At 50.6% G+C, this 2087-nt stretch carries 3 protein-coding genes; 1 reads left to right on the top strand and 2 read right to left on the bottom strand.

The annotated features are described in order from the left end of the window. A partial coding sequence (locus DXZ20_RS04630; protein WP_163703390.1) for a helix-turn-helix domain-containing protein occupies nucleotides 1-263 on the top strand: 263 nt, incomplete at its 5' end. A gap of 211 nt (nucleotides 264-474) precedes the next feature. Here DXZ20_RS04630 and DXZ20_RS04625 read toward each other — a convergent pair. Beyond that, nucleotides 475-678 carry a hypothetical protein gene (locus DXZ20_RS04625; protein ID WP_163696747.1) on the bottom strand — a complete coding sequence of 68 codons (204 nt, stop codon included), beginning with the start codon at nucleotides 676-678 and terminating at the stop codon, nucleotides 475-477. Between the two features lie 364 nt (nucleotides 679-1042). Then, nucleotides 1043-2087 (bottom strand): calcium-binding protein (locus DXZ20_RS04620; RefSeq protein WP_163703389.1); only part of this gene is annotated, 1045 nt, incomplete at its 5' end.

Below are 2087 nucleotides of genomic sequence, written 5' to 3'. Positions count from 1 at the left end.
CAGGGTTTGAGCTATCAGAAGACTGGCAACAAACAGTACATCGCCGTGCCCCTAAACGTCGTCGCAGGAAGTCTCAATCAGACCCGTTAGGGACGCTTTCCGGTCATGCCATCAAAGCAGCCCGCCAACGCCAAAACTTTTCTCAGCGTGCTCTAGCCGAGCGCCTTGGCAAGAGTCAGAGTTGGGTGCGCGATGTCGAAAAAGGGCGATTTAACATTAGTTCTGTAGACCACGTCCGTTTGCAACAAGCCCTGGGTTTCTAGGGAGATTCTCAGGCTCACAATCGCACTAACATGGGTAAAGTGAGTTCAACACAAGTATGGCTGTGGAGCAGAGCGCAATTTTAAATCACATGAAAAAGCCCCTGATAAACCAAAACGAGAGGGTCAGGGGCGTTATGGAAACTAAGTGGTTTCTAAGATGCGATCGCGCCTGGTAGAAAATGGCTACAGACAATTGCCAAGCGCCAGTCACTTACTGGGGTGTAGCGACTGGCGGCTTAGAGGGGGATGAAACAGATAGTAATTGGTCGGTTTGGGGTTTTTCGGGCTCTAAAACCTCTAGGTAGTCGGCCAATTTATTCCAATCTTGTGCCGCTCTAGCATTGCCTATGTCAGCTGCATACCTAAGTGCATCAATGATTTTCCCTTTTTGGCTTTCATTTATGATGTAGTTCATTCTTTTTGACTCCCTGTATTGAGTGTTTTAGCCCCAACTTCCTAGCTTTAGTCCTAGCTTTAGAAATATGCTCTTTACTGATTCACCTTCTATGGGTTCTTATACGACTGAAGCGTGAGAAAATCTGTAGCCAGCCGCACACAGCACCGAAAAATCGCCTAGGGAGATGCCTAGGCAGACTGGACAAAATTTCCAGAGTTGTGAATAGGACAGCAATTGCATCCCCCCATCCCCATTGGATAGTGGGCAAACTGACGCCAAAAAGTACCAGGGCTTGACACAAAAAAAGCCGATCGGAGCTACCGATCGGCCATTACAGTCAACGCTTATGGGTTGAACTCGTCACACACCAGTCAAGGAGAACTTAGACATAGGTGAATTGGTTAGTGTTAGCTAGGTTGAGACTAGCGGCATTGACACCTTGGACAATACCAATCAGGTCGCCACCAAAGCTAATTCCAGCACCGGCTACGCCATTCACTGAGACGTTAGATAGGGAGTAAGAGGCTGCGCTACCAACTAGCTGAATTCTGTCAGCAATATCTCCAACAAAGTTGTAGGCATCAAAGTCACGCAGAACGGCATGGTCAGTATTGCCCTGGTCGTTATAGAAGACGCGACCATTTTGACCTAGAACAAAGACGTCAGTGTCATTGGTGTTGCCGCTAAATAGAATATCGCGTTCACCGGTGCCTTCGGCGGTAAGAGTTGTTCCATTCAAGCGGTCGTTGCCGAGACCACCGACTAGGATATCGTTACCACGATCACCCAACAGGTAGTCGTTGCCTGCTTCGCCGCGTAGCACATCATTGCCAAGGCCACCAACCACAGTATCGTTGCCTGCGCCCGCAAAGACGCTGTCGTTGCCTGCCCCTGTGTGGATATAGTTAGCTCCAGCAGTACCGGTGATAATGTCGTTACCGGCGCCAGTGTAGACCCGCTCAAAGTTAGTGGCAGTCTCACCGACGTAGTTAGTTACCCCCGTAATCATGTTGAGGTTATAGGCCCCATTCCAAAAGCGCACATCCAGGGTGTCAATGCCAGCACCGCCATCCATGCGGTCAAGGCCTAGGCCACCGTCAATCCAGTCGTTGCCGGCTTGGCCAAAGATGCGGTCATTGCCATTTTGACCTCGGAGCACATCGTTGCCAGGGCCACCGTAGATCGTGTCATTGCCTGCACCTGCAAATACACGGTCGTTGCCTGCGCCAGTGCTGATGACGTTGTTGCCAGCAGTACCGGTGATGGTGTCGTTACCTGCACCTGTGAAAACATTCTCGAAGTTGGTGGCGGTTTCTCCAGCGTAGTTGGTCACCCCTGTGTTCATGTTAAGCACATAGGCCCCGTTCCAGAAGCGCACATCTAAGCTGTCAATGCCAGCACCGCCGTCCATGCGGTCAAGGCCTAGG

Source organism: Adonisia turfae CCMR0081 (assembly GCF_011009555.1).
Taxonomy (GTDB): Bacteria; Cyanobacteriota; Cyanobacteriia; order Phormidesmidales; family Phormidesmidaceae; genus Leptothoe; species Leptothoe turfae.
The sequence above is the reverse complement of the archived record's forward strand: the minus strand, read 5'-3'. Positions and strand labels throughout refer to the sequence as shown.